Origin of the sequence: Lacrimispora sp. 210928-DFI.3.58 (genome assembly GCF_020554865.1) — a bacterium.
In the GTDB taxonomy this organism is placed as follows: domain Bacteria; phylum Bacillota; class Clostridia; order Lachnospirales; family Lachnospiraceae; genus Enterocloster.
In genome coordinates this window covers 34,716-52,175 of record NZ_JAJCIC010000021.1, presented here as the reverse complement: position 1 = coordinate 52,175, position 17,460 = coordinate 34,716, and the positions used below count along the sequence as shown (strand labels likewise).

Sequence of the window (17,460 nt, the reverse complement as noted above, 5' to 3'; positions counted from 1 at the left end):
TTTAGGAAGAAAGGAAGTCAGATAGAATTGGAGAAAAATGGCATGACAGAAGGCGCTTTGGTACTGGAGGGAGGCTCTTTGCGGTGCCTGTTCACCAGCGGCGTGCTGGATGTATTCATGGAGCAGGGGTTACGATTTTCCTATGTGAATGGCGTGTCTGCAGGTTCTATGTGCGGCATGAGCTATGTCAGCGGACAGATCGGACGGACACGTGATATCAATCTGAACTATGTCCATGACAAGCGGTATATCAGCCTGGGGAATATGTTCAGGAAGAGAGCGCTGTTTGACTTTGATTTTATTTTTGGGGAGCTGAGCGATGACCTGGTTCCCTTTGATAAGGAGGCCTTTGAGGCATCCGGGCAGCGTTTCCTGGCAACGGCCACCAGATGCCGGACAGGAAAGCCGGAGTACTTTGAAAAGGGCGTGTGCAGTGATATGATGGCGGCGGTATCTGCCTCCTGCAGCCTGCCCATTGTATCCCATATGATAACGGTGGAGGGGAAGAAGTATCTGGACGGAGGCCTTTCCATGCCTATTCCCTACAAAAAGGCCATGGAGGATGGATATGAGAAGGTAGTCCTTGTTCTCACAAGGCACCATGGCTACCGGAAGGGGCCCATGAAGGATGTGAAGAGGAAAATCTATGAGAAATATCTGGGACCTCTTCCTGAGCTTTTGGAGGCCGTGAAGGAGATTCCGGACCGTTACAACAGGATGCAGGAGGAGATCGATGAGCTGGAGGCAGCTGGAAAGCTCTTTGTCATCCGTCCTCCGGTTCCCGTTACCGTATCGCGGTTTGAGCGTGACCGTGGGAAGCTTATGGCCCTTTATGAGGAGGGCAGGCAGACGGCAGTGGATATGCTGCCGAAGCTGACAGCCTATCTGAACCACTCTTAAAGAGAATACATGGCTCCGCCTTTCAGGCGGGGCTATTTTTGCGGAAAAATCACAGCATGAACACAAAATGAACACATTCCGCTGATATAGTTATTCACAGTTAACCTACCAAGCCGCCTATCCGGCGGCGGCATTACCAATCATGAAAGTCAGCTGCTCCGCGCTTTGCACTCCCGCAGCTGCCGCCAGTATTCGGAATCCGGCCGATCGGCCTACTTCCTCATACCGGCTTGATTGCCAAATGTCTGTACGTCCTTGCGTGCTCGCACGCAGTCCGCACAGCTGCTCGGCAATACTTTCATAGTAATTCCTATAGACAGTGAGAGGAGCCCTAAGATATGAAAAGAGTAAATTCCGCCTGCCGTTACCTCTTCGGTTCCCTGGCAGCCGTGACGGCTGTATCGTCAGCTGCCCCGATGACCGTACTGGCAAATGTGTCTTCCGCAAATTTTGATATGAGGCAGCAGGTTGTGAAGCTGACCGGGATCATGGAGGTGACCAGCTTCCGCGAAGAGGTCACAAGAGGAGATTTTGCAAAAATGCTGGTAAATGCCTCCAGCTTCCGGGAAAATCTTCCCACCTCCAGCGTTTCCGTTTTTGCCGATGTGCCGGCCGCTCATCCAAATGCCGTCTATATCAGGATCGCGGCCTCTCAGGGCTGGATGACGGGATTTCTGGGCGGAGTGTTTAAGCCGGATGAGCCTGTGACCTACCGGGACGGGGTGAAGGCGGTCCTCACAATGCTGGGATATACGGACGGGGATTTCACCGGGGACCTGACTTCCTCACGGATATCCAAATTTAATTACCTTGAGCTGAATGAAAATATGACCTGCGGTATTGCAGATAATCTGAACCAGACAGACTGCATGAATCTGTTCTATAACCTGCTGAAGGCAAATCCAAAGGACAGCAATACCATTTACGGAGCTGTCCTTGACTGTGAACTCAACTCTGACGGCGAGATCAATCCTGTCAGCATTCTGGAGGATGAGAGAAAAGGACCGATCCTGGTGCACAAGAGCTTCAGCGTGATCGATTCCGTGCCCTTTAGCTCGGATGATGCCAATGTATTCTTAAACGGCGTGGCCAGCACTCTGGAGGCTGTAAAGCTCTCTCAGAAGGCTTCCGGCTTTGCCGTGATCTACTACAACGTAAAGTCAAAGACTATCTGGGCCTATACCACCACTGGCTGGGATACGGATGATCATTCGGGCACCAGTACATATGTTCTCCTGAAGGGTGAGATCAAAAATATCTATTATAAATCCTCTGATGTGATAACGCCCACCTCTGTCCGCCTGGAGATCGACACCACCAATTCAGACGATGATTTTTATGAAAATGCAGAGCTGGACGATGAGGGCTATCTGACCATCGGGCTGGATTCCTCGGAGCTGCAGTATCTGTTCTCCATCTACGGCACCTTGGAGGTGGGAGACGAGGTGGTGCTTGTGTGCAATTACAGCAGCGGCACCTATACGGCGATTGATGCCATTGAATATTAGAAGAAATCGTAACTGTGAGGGCACTGAACAGTTAAAGCTTTTATGAAGCGAGGGGACGAGCGTAATAAAAAATAGTTGAGCGCCGGAGCGCGAAACTATTTGCTGCGCAAACGAAGCGAAGCGGAGTTCGCGGTTCCCGTATGTTTTTTATGAAGCGAGGGACGAGCGTAATAAAAAATCATTGCAGGCAGAGGTGACGTATGGAAGAGCAGAAAAAGATTTCCGGGGGAATATTCGCGCTTAGAAAGAATAGAAAGGAAGAGGCGGCAAAGGACAGCGGCGGTACCTTAGAGGCACCGGGCAACGGGGCAAAGAAAAAGAAAAGGAAAAGCTCCCCTCTCTGGAAGCGCATTACAGCAGTCCTCCTGGTGATCGCCATTGCACTTGTGGCAATCCTTACCTACCGGAACAAAAAGGCAAAGGAGGCGGCTGCCAGGGCTGCCACCATCAACACGGCCACTGTAACCAGAAGGGATATTTCCTCGGAGCTAAGCTCCACCGGGACTCTGGCGGCCAAGGATACCTACAGCATCTCCTCACTGGTGGAGGGCGATGTGATCGCTGCTGATTTTGAGGAGGGGGATGAGGTGGAAAAGGGCCAGGTCCTCTATGAGATCGACAGGAGCAGCATGGAATCCTCCTTAACAAGCGCTGTCAATTCCCTGTCCAGGGCCCAGACCACCTATGATGACGCGGCAGAGGACTATAATCAGGCCTTAAGCGACTACAGCGGCAATGTCTATAGGGCCACGGAGACAGGCTATATCAATGAATTAAAGATCAGCGCCGGAGACCGGGTCAGCAACGGGACCAATATCGCAAGCCTTTATAGTGATGATGTGATGAAAATACGGATCCCCTTCCTGTCCGGCGAGGCGGCGGCCATCGGAGCGGGCATGGGAGTTGTCCTGACTCTGACGGATACGGCAGAGCAGATAGCTGGCATAGTGACAGCGGTGGCTGCTCAGGAGGTGACTTTGACCGGAGGCCGTATTGTGCGCTATGTAACCATTGAGGTGGCCAATCCGGGCGGTCTTACCACCTCCACTGCAGCTACGGCCCAGATCGGGGAGTTTGTGGGCAGTGAAGACGGCGTTTTTGCGGCAACCATTGATAAGACCATGAGCGCTGAGCTGGCAGTGGGTGTGGAGGTGGCAAGCCTCCTGGTGCACGAAGGCGATTACGTCACAAAGGGAACGCCGGTGTTTGCAATGACCACGGACACGGCGGAGGACCTGATCAAGAATTACAAGGATTCCATGGACAATGCCCAGGAGAGGCTGGAATCCGCCCAGAACAGCCTGGATACCACCCAGGATAATTACGACAACTACACCATCACGGCTCCCATCTCAGGCCAGGTGATCACAAAGAATTATAAGGTGGGAGATACCATTGAGCGGAACAGCAACAGCAGCACCACCGTTGCTACCATCTATGACCTCTCGGAGCTGACCTTTGAAATGTCCATTGATGAGCTGGATATTCTGTCGGTCCAGGTGGGGCAGAAGGTGAAGGTGACGGCCGATGCCCTGGAGGGCCAGACCTTTACGGGCAAGGTGACGAAGATCAGCCTGGAGAGCAGCTATTCCAACGGCGTAACCACCTATCCCGTCACAGTAACCATGGATGAGGTGGGTGATCTGCTTCCCGGCATGAATGTGGACGGCGTGATCACTCTGGAGGAGGCTGCAGATGCCCTGGCAGTTCCATCCGATGCCCTGATGAGAGGCAGCCAGGTCTATGTGAAGGATGATACGGTGACAGAGCAGAAGGGCGCAGTGCCTGCAGGCTTCAGAGCTGTGGAGGTTGAGACCGGCGTAGTCAGCGATTCCTATGTGGAGATCAGGAGCGGCCTGTCGGAGGGCGATGAGGTCTATGTAGCAGCCTCCTCTGTGAACACAGGTATGAACATGATGGGCGGCATGATGCCAGGAGGTATGGGTCAGACTTCCGGAGGAGGAATGCCAGGCGGAGGTCCCGGCGGCGGAGGCGGCCAGGGCGGAGGAAACCGTGGAGGCAGCCAAGGCGGAGGAAACCGCGGAGGCGGTCAAAGATAGGCGGCTGACCGCGGCCAAGCCCCCAAAATATTCGTTCGGAGAAAAAAGCCGGAAGATTGATTACGATTTGTGCCGTCTGATGGGCGGCGGAACGGAGATTTCTATGAGATGGCTGCATTGGAAAGCAAACAACGTTTCGGAGACTGTGGCAGAGACAGCCGCAGAGGCGGATTCCCGTCCTCCCGTTGCCGTAGAGGCGAAGCAGGGCCGGGTGCTGATCGAGCTAAAGCACATTTACAAGATCTACCGCCTGGGAGGTGAAGAGGTCAGGGCCAACGATGATGTGAGCCTGACCATCTGCCGCGGGGAGTTCGTAGCCATTGTGGGAAAATCGGGAAGCGGAAAGTCCACCCTTATGAACATTATCGGAGCTCTGGATGTACCCACAGAAGGAGAATATTACCTGGGGGGCGAGGATGTCAGCGATATGCCGGATAAGCAGCTGGCAGCAGTGAGAAACCGCATGATCGGCTTCATTTTCCAGCAGTATAACCTCCTGCCCAAGCTGAATATCCTGGAAAATGTGGAGCTTCCCCTCCTTTATGCCGGGACCGGCAGCGCAGAACGCCGGGAACGGGCTATGGCCTCCTTAGAAAAGGTGGGTTTGAAGGATAAATGGAGAAATTTTCCAAATCAGCTCTCCGGCGGCCAGCAGCAGAGAGTGTCCATCGCCAGGGCATTGGCAGGCTCCCCCTCCCTGATCCTGGCAGATGAGCCAACGGGAGCCCTGGATTCCAGAACCAGCCGTGATGTGCTGAATTTCCTAAAGCAGCTGAACGAGGAGGGCAACACCATTGTCATGATTACCCACGACAATTCCATTGCTGTGGAGGCAAAGCGTGTGGTGCGTATCGCAGACGGGAAAATAAATTTTGACGGAGATGTAAAAGACTATGCTGCAATCATTCAAGCTCGCCCTTAAAAGCATTTGGGGCAACAAGATGCGCTCCTTTCTGACCATGCTGGGTATTATCATAGGCGTTGCGGCTGTGATCATCCTGGTGAGCATTGTGAACGGATATATGGGAAGCATGGTGGAAAATTTTACCAGTATGGGCGTAAACCGGATCACGGTAAATGTCACCAACCTGGCCTCCCGTTCCCTGGATGTGGATGATATGTACGCATTTTATGAGGAGAACAGCGCTCTCTTTGCCCAGATGAGCCCTACGGTCAATGTCTCCACCTCTGTCAAGAATGGGACGGATGAGATGGATTCCACCACGGTGGCGGGCTACGGTGAGGAGTATCTGGAGCTTATGAGCTATGAGCTGGAGGCAGGAAGGAATCTCTCCTATGCGGATATCATGTCCAGGCAAAAGGTCTGCATCATCGGCGCCTACGTAGCCCAGGAGCTTTACGGCAGCACTGCCTCTGCCTTAAACCAGACCATCAAGATCGGCGGCTATTCCTTCAAGGTGGTGGGGATCGTAGAAGCCCAGGATGAGAGTGATTTTGACGATGGAGGCACAGACGATTTTGTGTGGCTGCCCTACAGTGTGGCGGTGAAAATGTCCAGAAATGCCGTGATCAGCAGCTATACCTTTGCCTCCAGGGATACGGACCTGACAGAGGACTGCACCCAGGCCATCAAGGATTTTCTCTATGAGACCTTCAAGAGCGATGACTACTACCGGGTGACGGCCATGAGCTCCCTTTTGGATTCCTTAAACGAACAGATCGCTATGATGAGCGCCATGCTGGGTGGAATCGCAGGGATCTCCCTTCTGGTGGCGGGCGTGGGCGTCATGAACATCATGCTGGTGTCTGTCACGGAGCGAACCAGAGAGATCGGTATCCGAAAGTCCCTGGGAGCAAATAAGGGCGTTATCATGCAGCAGTTTGTCATAGAGGCGGCCGTGACCAGCTCGTTGGGCGGGATCATCGGCATCATCATAGGCGGGGCGGCCACCGCAGCGGTGGGAGCCGCCATGGGGATCACAGCCACGCCGACACCCGTTGCAGTGATCGTGTCCTTCAGCGTTTCAGTGGGGATCGGCCTGATCTTCGGCTATATGCCGGCTAACCGGGCGGCGAATCTGAATCCCATCGATGCCCTCAGGAGCGATTGAATACCTTCCCGGCACAATAGTCCAGTACGGAATCCATTTGCCGGGATACCCATTTATCCCTGTGATACAGAAGCTGCTTCCAGATCCCGATCTCAAAGTCCTTTATCTGCAGGCGTACCATGGTCCCGGCCTTTACCTTGCTTTCCGTCACATAGTCGGGCAGGAAGGAGACCCCGGTTCCCTGCTCTACCAGAGAGGCGATCAGGTCTGCGCTTCCGATTTCCAGGACGGGCTTGATCTCCAGGGACAGCTCCGCCAGCCGTTCATCCATAAGCCGCCGGTAGCTCATTCCTTTTTCCGTCAGGATAAAGGGATGGCAGGCCAGTTTCTGTATGGAAAGCTCTCCGGTCTGTCCTAAAGGGGAAGCTGCCCCAGCCACAAAGTGGACCCCCACCTTTTCCTCGCGGACGATCACGTAATCCGTATTATAAAAATGATGATCTAAGGTCAGTATGGCATCGGCCTCATTGTGATTCAGCAGCCGGAACATTTCCTCTGTTCCGGCTGCAATGATCTTTAAGGTAATGCCGGGATACTGTTTCCTGAAGTCTGCAAAATTTTCCCCCAACAATACCGGGCACAGGGAATCAGCCATTGCAAGGCGGATATGTCCCTGTATGTTTTTTTCCTTCTGCATGGAATCCTTAAGCTCTGTGGTGAGCTTGCTGATCTGATGGGCATAGCCCAGAAGCTCCCTGCCATCCTCTGTCAGGGCAATGGTGTGATTGATCCTCTCAAAGAGCTGGGAATCCAGCTCACCCTCCAGCTGCTTGATCTGGAAGGACACCGTTGACTGGGAATACCCCAGCTTTTCAGCCGCCCTGGTGAAGCTGTTCAGCTCTGCTACCTGTATAAAGGTCATCAGATTTCTGATATCCATTCTATTTCCTCCATCGAAAAATTAGATTAAAAACATTATAACCATCAATTAGACAGATTGTACATTCTATTATATACTGGATATTATAAAAATCAAAGAAATATCTTGAGTTTCCACATGCTGCGCCGCGGCTGCCGGGAGGACGGCTATCGCTCCGGTTTCGGACATAAGAAGCTCTAAGACACTTGATTTTTCCTAAGAACCAGAGCAGCATCAATGCAACTCGCTGCGCTCAAACAATCATTGATGCTGCTCTGAACGGAAAAACCAATTGCCTAAGTGCTTCTAATGTCCTGCAAAGTCGCTCCAGCCGTCCTCCCGGCAGCCGCGGTGCAGCATGTGGAAATTCAAGATAGGAATATGCGAGGCAAGTATATGGCGATTGGAAAAACAAAGGTGGCTGTGATCGGATGCGGTCTTGTGGGTTCTACGCTCAGCTATTATCTGGCAAGCAACCGCATCTGCAATAAGCTGCTCCTCATTGATCTGAATGAAAAAAAGGCCTGGGCCGAGGCAACGGACCTCAGGCATTCCCTGGGCTACAGCAACAGCAAGGTGCAGATCGAGAGCGGCAGCTATGGGGACTGCGGTGACGCAGATGTGGTGATTCTGGCAGTGGCAGCGCCCTACAGGGACGGCATGACGCGGCTGGATATGTATGAAAAGGCCTGCAGTATTATGGATTCCATCATCCCGCCTGTGATGGAGAGCGGCTTTGAGGGTATTTTTCTGGTGATCACAAACCCGGTGGATCTGATCACACAGTATGTGCAGAAGCTTTCCGGCCTTCCGGACCGCAAGGTGATCGGCACCGGGACCTCCCTGGATTCCGCCCGTTTGAGAATGTATCTGGCCGACCTTATGGACGTGGATCCCAGAAGTGTGGACGCCCTGTGCATGGGAGAGCACGGAGACTCCCAGATGATCCCATGGAGCCAGGTGACAGTGGGAGGAAAATCCTTTCACCATATTTTAAAGGATGATCCAAACCGGCTGGGAGGTCTGTCTCTCGATGACGTGTTAAAAGAGATCACGGGCATTGCCTACGAGGTGGTGCGGTCAAAGGGCGCCACCTGCTACGGCATTGCGTCTGTTTCGGGACAGATCGTCCGGGCGATCCTGTTTGATGAAAATAAGGTGATCCCTGTTTCCTGTATGCTTCACGGCGAATATGGTTTTGAGGGAATCTATGCAGGCATTCCTGCGGTGTTAAACAGCCAGGGAGTGAAGGAGCTTGTGACCTACCACCTGACAGAGGAGGAGACAGCCAGGCTCAACCGCTCTCTTGGGATCCTGGAAGGCTGCAGGAGAAAGGGGAGTGAAAAAGAATGATAGGAGTGATCCAGACGGTATACCAGTTTTTGTGGGGAGATCTGATCACAGTGCCATTGCCCGGAGGAAGCTCTGCCGGGCTTTCTCTGCTGGTATTGATCCTGATCCCCTCAGGTATTTATTTTACCCTGCGCACCCGCTTCCTGCCCTTTCGGCTGTTCCCGGAAATGCTCCGTGTGGTGACGGAAAGACAGGAGTCGGCCAGAAGGGATTCCATATCCGGCATCCAGGCCCTGATCGTGTCCACGGCTACCAGGGTAGGCATGGGAAATTTGGTTGGCGTTGTGGCAGCGATCTCTGCGGGAGGGGCAGGAGCTGTTTTCTGGATGTGGGCCATTGCCCTTTTGGGCTCCTCCACAGCCTTTGCAGAGGCGACTCTGGCCCAGCTTTATAAGGAGAGGGATCCTCTTTACGGCGGCTGGCGGGGAGGTCCGGCGTACTATATCCATCACTTTTTTGTGAAGAAGGGAGACAACCGCAGGTATTCTGTGGTCGCGGTTTTGTTTGCCTTATCAGGGCTGCTGTGCTGGTGCGGCATCAGCCAGGTGATCGGAAATTCCGTGTCCTCTGCCTTTCAGAACGCCTTTCATATACCGCCTATTTATACGACAATCGTCCTGGTCCTGGTGGCAGCGGTGATCGTGCTTCGGAAAAATGCTACTGTGAAGGTGCTGGATGTGATCGTGCCGTTTATGGCGGGGATTTATTTTCTGCTCACGATCTTTATTATTGTGAAAAATGCGGGGCAGCTGCCGGGAGTGTTCGCCAGGATATTTTCAGAGGCCTTTGGACTGCGGCAGGCTGTGGCAGGCGGCTTCGGGGCAGTGCTGATGAACGGTGCGAAAAGAGGTTTGTTTTCTAATGAGGCTGGCTCCGGCTCGGCTCCCTGCGCGGCAGCGGCAGCGGATGTGAGCCATCCGGCGAAGGCAGGGCTTTTGCAGGCAGTGGGCGTGTTTATTGACACGATCGTGATATGCAGCTGCTCTGCTATGATCATGCTTTTGGCACCGGAGGACATGCTTTCGGGGCTTGAGGGCATGGATCTGCTGCAGACGGCGATGGAGTTTCATTTTGGGAGCTTTGGAACGGTATTTGTTGCTGTGATCCTGTGGCTGTTCAGTTTTTCTACGTTTATTGGAATTTTATTTTATGCACGCTCTAATGTGGCGTATTTGTTTGGTGATAACTGGGTTTCGCAGACGGTTTATAAGATCCTTGATCTGGTGATGCTTTTTATCGGAGGATTGGCGGCTTATACGTTTGTGTGGGATCTGGGGGATATTGGCGTGGGGCTGATGACGATCTTTAATATGATCGCGCTGATTCCGATGTCGGGTGAGGCTGTGGCGGCGCTTAGGGAGTATGAAGAGAATATGAAGTAATTTTTTTGCAGGCGGTGTGTTCCGGAAGGCGGGGCGTGCCGCCTGCTTGCGCAAGCTCCCGCCCCGGCCGCAGCCCGGTATGAGGGAGCTTAAGCGGGTTGATGTGGACAGCAGAGTGAATTGTATGATAGAATGCCGTTAAAATAGTGAAAATGACAGAAAGGCAATGACAGAATATGATAAACAGAGAGGATATGCTGGAGCTGACCAGGCGGATGACACTGACTCGGAATTCGATCGCCAGGATCGCTGGGTGTTATGTTGATAGGGATGGAGATTTTGAGGGGAGCTTTAATACGAATTTCTTGAAGCTGTCTGTGCAGGAGAGAACGAAGAAGCTGAAGCTGGCAAAGGTGATCCCTTTTTCGGATACGAATGTGAATCTGAAAGGGTATGAATTTCCAGCGGATAAGCGGAAGGCCGGAAGCATGTGGCAGCTGCTTATGGCTATGAATGAGTGCGGCCTGAAGAACGATGCTCTGATGGATACGTTTTATGATGTTATGATGGAAACATGCGGGCTGGATTCGGAGTATGCGATCCTGGTCTTCCATGGACGCTATGATGTTCCGGCGAAGGCCTCTGACAATGAAAGGCTGTGGGAGTCGGAGGAGGTTTATGAATATATGATCTGTGCGCTCTGCCCTCTGTTGGGAGAGTATGAGCCTGGGGATCCGGTGTGCGGGTTTTTGTTTCCTGCATTTACGGACAGGAGCAGCGACCTGACCCATGTTGCGGTGTTCCAGGCGGATGCGGACAGGCCGCGCCGGGAAATATTGGAGCTATTGGGAGTGATTTCTGCTGTTGGATGAGATCGTCTCCACCAGGGAGATCATGTCCTGCATGTTGATGGTCAGGCGCTTGATCTCGGTTCTTGTGACTGGGCAGTAGTGCTCCAGGATGGGCAGGAGGATTATGGCGGTGATGCCTGTGGTGAAGCCGCCGTTGTAGAGCACAAAGCCGCCGTGGAGGGCGCTGGTGGCTGTACACATGGAGGCGCACATGAAACCGGCGGCCAGCCCGGCGCGGACACCGTAGCGTCCTACGATAGGGCACAGGCCTGTGGCAAAGGCTACGCCGTTGATATAGCCCTGGGTGGAGATGGACCAGGTCAGCTCACGGCCGTTGGCATGGCAGAAGAAGATAGTGACAAAGTAGAGGAGCTGATAGCCTACAAGGATGGGCCAGATGTTCTTTGGATGCTGGCCCATGGCAGTGAAGGTGAGAGCGGCCAGGATCACTCCCATGGTAGGTCCTGTAAAGCCGGCTCCCTCCGTAAAGTAGATGATCAGGTGAAGGTAGGACAGAAACAGGAGGCCGCAGCAGCCTGTGTTGACGAGGCAGAGGGGCATTCCGTATTTTTCTGCGAAATTGCTGGCATAGCCGGTGTCCTTTAACAGGCGGTGGTAGCCGTCAAAGGTTTTGCCGTTAAGGAGATAGCCTGTAAGGATGCAGGCGAGAAAGATGGCAAGGAAGAACAAGGTGGCGTACAGGCGGTAGGAATGGCCGAACTGGACATAGATATGGTTGTCAAGGGCCAGGCCGCCGGGGGATTCTATGCCCATGGTCTTGTACATGAAGTTGTAGACGAAAAAGCCGAAGAGCCCGAAGGCCAGACCGCCGTTGTACAGGTTATAGCCCTTGTGCCAGGCCTTTGCTCCCGGCAAAATGGCTGGGATCACATAGCCCAGCATGAGGCTGAAGAGGAAGGCCAGGGCCACGCCGGAACGCGTCAGGTTTGCCTGTCCGAAGATAAAGTGGCTGCGCTGGGTGTAGCGGAAGAGAAATTCACTGATAAAGGGGGCAAAGGAGGTAGCAAACATACAGACATGGAGGTTGCTCTTAAAATCAAGCCTTTTGTGGTGCAGATAGATGAAAGGAGCAAGGAGGCAGGGCCACATATTGAAGAAATTCAGGCCATAGAAGCAGTGGGCCACTACCAGAAAGTAACCGGCCATGGTATTTGCATGGGATTCTCCTTTTAGACAGACCATGAAAAGGAAGCAGGTCATGCCGCAGGCTCCCGCGTTGAGCAGGGCGCTGGCCAGGCCGCCCACAGCGAAGTAGTCTGTTACCAGCGGACAGGGAGAGATCATGATCAGATACCAGTTGTAAAAGACATAACCCCATTCTCCGGTATAGTGGGCTGCCACAAAGGCGGAAAATAAAAAGAAAACGGAAAAGCAGAGAGCTATCCCGTTGATGATCTGACTGTTGCTGTAGCGCTGTGTTTTCATATGTACCAATCCCCAATCCCCTGTGTTAAAAAAACGATAAAAACTATAAACAAGTATACCATCCGTTATCTGTGCTTTCAAGAAAATTCCAATTATTGTTAAAACATTGTCGTTCCAAAATGTCCTTTTATTGACAGAATCCGTGAATCATTATAGACTGGAGAAGGACATCATAGATTTCATTTTTATGGAATAGAGTGTTACTACAGAGGATGCGCCGGAAAAGGCGCGGAAAGACGAGGATAGCAATGAAGGTTGCTGATATGCACTGCGATACGATTTCGGAATTATATAAGAACCGCATAAAAGGTATGGAAGGGACCATACTGGAGAATGGCTTGATGGTGGATCTGAAAAAGATGGCTGCCGGAGATTATCTGCTTCAGAATTTTGCGCTGTATGTGAATCTGGAGAGGGACGGAGACAGGCCTTTTGAGTATTGCATGGAGCTTCTGGATACCTTTTACCAGGAACTGGAGGCTCATAAGGATATGATCGGCATTGTTACCTCCTATCATGATATTGAGGAGAACAGGAAGGCCGGGAGGATGTCGGCTCTTCTTACCATTGAGGAGGGCGGCGTCTGCCAGGGCAGGCTGGAGTTTTTGAGAAATTTTTACCGCCTGGGCGCCAGAATGATGACGCTTACATGGAATTTTAAAAATGAGCTGGCATTTCCCAATAAGAGGGTGGAGCTTCCGGGAGGGCTGGCGGCCTATGAGGCAGACGAGGTAAACGGCCTTACGGAAACAGGCATCCGGTTTGTGGAGGAGATGGAGAGGCTGGGAATGATCATCGACATTTCCCATCTGAATGACGCAGGCATATGGGATGTGTTCCGCTACACGAAAAAGCCCTTTGTGGCAAGCCACTCCAATGCAAGGGCGCTGGCTCCTCATCCCAGGAACCTGACAGACGAGATGATAAAGAGCCTGTCAGAGCGGGGAGGCGTCATGGGGATCAATTACTATGCGCCCTTCCTTTCCTATATAGAGCCTGGTACCATGGAAACCAGCTCCATTGACCGCATGATCGGGCATATGAAGCATATCAAAAATGTGGGTGGCATCCAGTGTATCGGCCTGGGCTCTGATTTTGACGGTGTGGACTGCCCTCTGGAGATGGAAAATGCCTCTGAGCTTCCAAAGCTGTCCGATGCCATGGAAAAGGCCGGCTTCACCCAGTCTGAGATCGAGGCTGTATTTTACCGGAATGTGCTGCGGGTATATAAGGAAGTGCTGCAGTAAACGGACATGCCGCCTGACGGCGGCATCACCAATCATGAAAGTCAGCTGCTCCGCGCTTTGCGCTCCCGCAGCTGCCGCCAGTATTCGGAATCCGGCCTATCGGCCTACTTCCTCATATCGGCTTGGTTGCCAAATGTCTGTACGTCCTTGTGTGCTCGCACACAGTCCGCACAGCTGCTTGGCAATACGTTCACAGTAAACCTACATGCGTCCAGCGGGCGGACGCGCCACCGCACCGCGAAAGTCTGGTGGACGCATTTGGCATACCTGAATACATGCCGCCTGTCCGGCGGCAGGACTTTTATAGTAAATTTTACCTGGATTTTACATAGAGCTGGAGCAGATTTTACTTGAATTTGATATGCTCTATATAGAAAAGGCAAAGAGCCGGAAAGGCGGAAGCAGGCATGGACAGAATATATGTCATTGAGGATGATGAGAATATCAGGAATCTGCTCACGATTGCCCTGGAGGGCTTCGGATATGAGGCAGAGGGCTTTGAGACGGCGGAGGAGGGATTAGCCAGGATGAAGGAGGAGCTCCCCTCCCTGGCGATCTTTGACTGGATGCTTCCGGGCATGGACGGTGTGGAGGCCATCCGGCTGATCCGGCAGACAGAGGGCATGGGTGAGCTTCCCATCATGCTCCTGACTGCAAAGGAAAAGGAGCTTGACAAGGTGGTGGGCCTGGACTGCGGTGCGGATGATTACATGGTAAAGCCCTTTGGTGTGCTGGAGCTGTCGGCCCGCATCCGCAGCCTGCTGCGAAGGGCAAGGAGGAAGAACGGAGGAGATTCCTTAAGCTATCAGGGGATTTCGGTGAATAAGAAGACAAGAGAGGTTACGAGCAGCGGCAGGAAGGTAGAGCTGACCTTAAAGGAATTTGAGCTTCTTGCCTATCTCCTGGAAAACCAGGCCAGAGTCGTTACCAGGGACGAGCTTTTAAACCAGATATGGGGCTATGAATATGACGGTGAAACGCGCACCCTGGATATGCATATCCGCACCCTCAGGCAGAAGCTGGGCGAAGAGGGCGGATCCTGTATCAAGACCATCCGCGGTGTTGGATACCGCATGATAAAGTCAGAGGCGTAGGGAGTGGGCTTTTGGCGGGTATGGGCTGTGGATCATAACAGAAGGAGGTTCCATGCGCAAAGCAATACTTCAAAAATTTATTCTTGTGCTGCTGGCGGCGCTGTGTATCAACAGCGTCATCTTTTATTTTGCCAGCAGCCGTATCATATTAAAGAATACCAGGGAGGATATGAGCTATACCCTCCGTGTGCTGGACAGCATCCTGGATTATGAGGGGGATATTCCGGGACAGATGGGAAAGCTGAAGGGATTTTTGGACTCAGGTAGCAGCCGTCTTACCCTGATCAATGAAAATGGCAGCGTGGCGGCGGATTCGGACGCAGAGGCAGCGCTTCTTGACAACCATCTGGGACGGAAGGAGGTTCAGGAGGCTTTAAACCAGGGATCAGGCTATACCATGCGCCATTCGGAGACCTTGGGGAAGACCATGCTGTATGTAGCCTGCCGTTCCGGGCATGCTCCGATGGTCCTGCGTCTGGCTGTGCCTTATTCCGGCATGAGGGATTTCCTGCCCATGCTGTTTCCGGCAGAGGCGGTGAGCTTCCTGATCGCCATGGCCTGCTCCCTGGTGGTGACACGTCGGTTTGTGTCCTCTGTCACAAAGCCCTTGCGGGATATCTCAAAGGAAATGCTGAAGGTGAAGGGGGACTACGGCGAACTCAAGGTGGAGCGGAGCAGGTATCCTGAGATCGACATCATAGCGGAGACTACCATGAAAATGTCCCAGAATGTGAAGGAGTATCTGAACAGGATCGAAAAGGAAAAGCAGATACGCCAGGAATTTTTCAGCAATGCCTCCCATGAATTGAAAACACCCATCACCTCCATCCATGGCTATGCGGAGCTTCTGGAAAGCGGCATGGTGCAGGATGAAGCCATGAAACAGGATTTTGTAAAGAGGATAAAAAAAGAGGCGGAGAATATGACCGGCCTTATCAACGATATCCTCATGATCTCCAGGCTGGAGGCGAAGGATGCCGAGGTCGTCCTGTCCGATGTGCGTATCAGTGTGCTTCTGGAGGAGATCCTGGACAGCTTAAAGCCCCTGGCGGCTTCCAGCCAGGTATTTGTCCATTCAGACTGCCAGCCCCTGTGCATCAAGGCCAACCTGCAGCAGATGAAGGAGCTCCTTTCCAATCTGATCAGCAATGCAATCAAGTACAACCGTCCGGGAGGCCAGGTGTGGATCAACGTGAGGGAGACGGACAAAGCCATGACGATCAAGGTGAAGGATAACGGCGTCGGGATCCCGGAGGACAGCTTAGAGCATATTTTTGAACGCTTTTACCGGGTGGATAAAGGGCGGAGCAGAAAGCAGGGGGGCACAGGCCTGGGCCTTTCCATTGTAAAGCACATTGTCCAGTTTTATCACGGCAGTATTGACGTCACCTCAGAGCTGGATAAGGGAACGGAATTTTTTGTAAAAATTCCTATCAGACAGTAGATTGTACGAAAAAAAATACACTTTATCGCTTTAAAATCATGTGAATTTAAAGCTTCAAAATTGACGGAGGCATTTTTTTGTAGTATGATAATAAAAGTCCCGGATGGGATGAAATTACTGTTTGAAAGAGGGAAATATTATGAGAAAAACATCGAAGATCATGTCTCTTGTACTGGCAGGCGCAATGGCCCTGTCAATGACTGCATGCTCCAGCAAGCCGGCAGAGACCTCCGCAGCAGCAACAGAAGCAGCAACCACAGCGGCTGAAGCAGCAGAGGAGACCACAACAGAGGCAGCAGCTGAAGCAACAGGAGACGCTTCCTATACGGTAGGTATCTGCCAGCTGGTACAGCACGATGCACTGGATGCAGCGACCCAGGGCTTTAAGGATGCGCTGACAGAAGCCTTAGGCGATGCAGTTACCTTTGATGAGCAGAATGCACAGGGTGATTCCAACACCTGCTCTACCATTATCAACAGCTTTGTATCCAGCAACGTTGACCTGATCCTTGCAAATGCAACACCTGCCCTTCAGGCAGCACAGGCAGGCACAAACGAGATCCCTGTTCTGGGCACCTCCGTTACAGAGTACGGCGTGGCTCTTGGCATCAGTGATTTTGACGGAACCGTAGGCGGCAACATTTCCGGTACATCCGATCTGGCTCCACTGGACGAGCAGGCAGCTATGTTAAAGGAGCTGTTCCCGGATGCCCAGAAGGTAGGCCTTCTTTACTGCTCCGCAGAGGCAAACTCCCAGTACCAGGTTGACACGGTAAAGGCAGCCCTGGAGGAGCTGGGCTACACCTGTGAATACTATTCCTTCTCTGATTCCAACGACTTAGCTACCATTGCTACCAACGCTGCTTCCAACAGCGATGTGATCTATGTTCCGACTGACAACACTGTTGCAGCAAACACCGAGATCGTAAACAACATCTGCCAGCCGGCAGGCGTACCTGTTATCGCAGGCGAGGAGGGCATCTGCTCCGGCTGCGGCGTAGCTACCCTGTCCATCAGCTACTATGACCTGGGCGTTGCCACCGGCAAGATGGCTGCAAAGATCCTGACAGGCGAGGCTAACATCTCAGAAATGCCGATCGAGTATGCTCCACAGTTCACAAAGAAGTACAATGCCGCAATCTGCGAGGCTCTGGGCGTAACTGTTCCTGAGGGCTACGAGGCAATTGCTGCTGAATAATAACGGACCCGCATACATGATATGAGATTTTGAGAGCAGCGAGAGGGGAAACTTCCTTTCTCGCTGCACTTTTACAAAAAAAGGAAAACCCGCAGGCAGCGGGCAG

The 17,460-nt window shown here is 52.5% G+C and carries 14 protein-coding genes; 12 read left to right on the top strand and 2 right to left on the bottom strand.

Annotation, left to right across the window (positions count from 1 at the left end):
• Window positions 1-27: 27 nt before the first annotated feature.
• The 5 genes from LIZ87_RS13550 (at window position 28) to LIZ87_RS13530 (ending at window position 6,540) form a co-directional block, all read left to right on the top strand.
• The gene (locus LIZ87_RS13550; protein WP_319638586.1) at window positions 28-900 is read left to right on the top strand and encodes a patatin-like phospholipase family protein; all 873 of its coding nucleotides are present in this window, start codon (window positions 28-30) and stop codon (window positions 898-900) included.
• Between the two features lie 338 nt (window positions 901-1,238).
• The gene (locus LIZ87_RS13545; RefSeq protein WP_227147798.1) at window positions 1,239-2,408 is read left to right on the top strand and encodes an S-layer homology domain-containing protein; all 1,170 of its coding nucleotides are present in this window, start codon (window positions 1,239-1,241) and stop codon (window positions 2,406-2,408) included.
• Window positions 2,409-2,608: 200 nt separating this feature from the next.
• Window positions 2,609-4,468, top strand: a complete 1,860-nt coding sequence (locus LIZ87_RS13540; protein ID WP_227147795.1) for an efflux RND transporter periplasmic adaptor subunit — start codon at window positions 2,609-2,611, stop codon at window positions 4,466-4,468.
• A 211-nt stretch (window positions 4,469-4,679) separates the two neighbouring features.
• Complete coding sequence (locus LIZ87_RS13535; RefSeq protein WP_319638587.1) at window positions 4,680-5,390, top strand: ABC transporter ATP-binding protein; 711 nt, start codon at window positions 4,680-4,682, stop codon at window positions 5,388-5,390.
• Window positions 5,362-6,540 carry an ABC transporter permease gene (locus LIZ87_RS13530; protein ID WP_227147793.1) on the top strand — a complete coding sequence of 393 codons (1,179 nt, stop codon included), beginning with the start codon at window positions 5,362-5,364 and terminating at the stop codon, window positions 6,538-6,540. Before LIZ87_RS13535 ends, LIZ87_RS13530 begins: the two co-directional genes overlap by 29 nt.
• Here LIZ87_RS13530 and LIZ87_RS13525 read toward each other — a convergent pair.
• Window positions 6,527-7,420, bottom strand: a complete 894-nt coding sequence (locus tag LIZ87_RS13525) for a LysR family transcriptional regulator (RefSeq protein ID WP_227147790.1) — start codon at window positions 7,418-7,420, stop codon at window positions 6,527-6,529. The two genes, LIZ87_RS13530 and LIZ87_RS13525, sit on opposite strands and share 14 nt — an antisense overlap.
• Window positions 7,421-7,795: 375 nt before the next feature.
• Between LIZ87_RS13525 and LIZ87_RS13520 the strand changes: the two genes are divergently transcribed.
• The 3 genes from LIZ87_RS13520 (at window position 7,796) to LIZ87_RS13510 (ending at window position 10,946) form a co-directional block, all read left to right on the top strand.
• Complete coding sequence (locus LIZ87_RS13520) at window positions 7,796-8,752, top strand: L-lactate dehydrogenase (RefSeq protein ID WP_227147787.1); 957 nt, start codon at window positions 7,796-7,798, stop codon at window positions 8,750-8,752.
• Complete coding sequence (locus LIZ87_RS13515) at window positions 8,749-10,134, top strand: alanine/glycine:cation symporter family protein (protein WP_227147784.1); 1,386 nt, start codon at window positions 8,749-8,751, stop codon at window positions 10,132-10,134. Before LIZ87_RS13520 ends, LIZ87_RS13515 begins: the two co-directional genes overlap by 4 nt.
• A gap of 176 nt (window positions 10,135-10,310) precedes the next feature.
• Window positions 10,311-10,946 carry a DUF4317 family protein gene (locus LIZ87_RS13510; RefSeq protein WP_178313482.1) on the top strand — a complete coding sequence of 212 codons (636 nt, stop codon included), beginning with the start codon at window positions 10,311-10,313 and terminating at the stop codon, window positions 10,944-10,946.
• On the opposite strand, the gene LIZ87_RS13505 is transcribed toward LIZ87_RS13510, so the two are convergent.
• Entirely contained in the window at window positions 10,917-12,371 is a 1,455-nt protein-coding gene (locus LIZ87_RS13505; protein WP_227147848.1) for a DUF1576 domain-containing protein, read from the bottom strand. The genes LIZ87_RS13510 and LIZ87_RS13505 overlap by 30 nt on opposite strands.
• Window positions 12,372-12,619: 248 nt before the next feature.
• On the opposite strand from LIZ87_RS13505, the gene LIZ87_RS13500 reads away from it, so the two are divergent.
• The 4 genes from LIZ87_RS13500 (at window position 12,620) to LIZ87_RS13485 (ending at window position 17,354) form a co-directional block, all read left to right on the top strand.
• Window positions 12,620-13,618 (top strand): dipeptidase, encoded by a 999-nt coding sequence (locus tag LIZ87_RS13500; RefSeq protein ID WP_227147781.1) that lies wholly within the window; start codon window positions 12,620-12,622, stop codon window positions 13,616-13,618.
• A gap of 407 nt (window positions 13,619-14,025) precedes the next feature.
• Window positions 14,026-14,712, top strand: a complete 687-nt coding sequence (locus LIZ87_RS13495; protein WP_227147778.1) for a response regulator transcription factor — start codon at window positions 14,026-14,028, stop codon at window positions 14,710-14,712.
• A gap of 52 nt (window positions 14,713-14,764) precedes the next feature.
• Window positions 14,765-16,156: a sensor histidine kinase gene (locus LIZ87_RS13490; RefSeq protein ID WP_227147776.1), complete on the top strand. Its 1,392-nt coding sequence runs from the start codon at window positions 14,765-14,767 to the stop codon at window positions 16,154-16,156.
• 139 nt (window positions 16,157-16,295) lie between these two features.
• Window positions 16,296-17,354, top strand: a complete 1,059-nt coding sequence (locus LIZ87_RS13485; RefSeq protein WP_178317334.1) for an ABC transporter substrate-binding protein — start codon at window positions 16,296-16,298, stop codon at window positions 17,352-17,354.
• The last annotated feature ends 106 nt before the right edge of the window (window positions 17,355-17,460 follow it).